The following is a 547-nucleotide window of genomic DNA, read 5'->3' as shown; positions in this document are numbered from 1 at the left end:
ACCGTGTGGTTGAACGTGGCGGACAGTTACTCGATGCGCGCCCAGGGTGTGCGGCGGGCTCCTGGGCGCGGTCATCGAGCAGCGGCCCTTCCGTCTCGCCCGTCGACGACGGGTGTGGCGCGGGCGAAGAGCCTCCTGGGAATCCCTCAACGCCTGGAGCTCGCATTGCTGGAGCGGGGGTGGTTGTTGCGCAGTGAGATCGTGTGGCGCAAACCGAACGCCATGCCCGAGGTTGTCTCCGACCGGCCGAGACGCTCCACCGAGCGCGTCCTGCTGCTCACCAAGAGCGAGAGGTACATGTGCGCGTGCGAGCCGGGCATGACGGACGTGTGGAACATTCCCACCTCCCCGTCACCGGTGGGGCATCCCGCGGGGTTCCCTCTCGCGCTTCCGGCCACGTGCATTGCGGCGTCTAACCGACCTGGCGACGTGGTGCTGGACCCGTTTTGTGGGGGTGGGACGACGGGTGTGGCCGCGCTGGAGGCTGGCTGTCGGTTCGTGGGCATTGACACCAGGGAGGAGTGCGTGGAGGGAGCGAGGGGGAGGC

1 protein-coding gene is annotated in these 547 nt (G+C 68.4%); it reads left to right on the top strand.

Annotated elements, in window-relative coordinates; translation table 11 throughout:
- Positions 1–33: 33 nt before the first annotated feature.
- Positions 34–547: DNA-methyltransferase (locus FK530_RS25280; RefSeq protein ID WP_231706807.1), on the top strand; the 514-nt coding region annotated here is incomplete at its 3' end.

The organism is Tsukamurella conjunctivitidis, assembly GCF_007858475.1.
Classification (GTDB): Bacteria; Actinomycetota; Actinomycetes; order Mycobacteriales; family Mycobacteriaceae; genus Tsukamurella; species Tsukamurella conjunctivitidis.
This window is presented reverse-complemented; position numbering and strand designations above follow the sequence as displayed.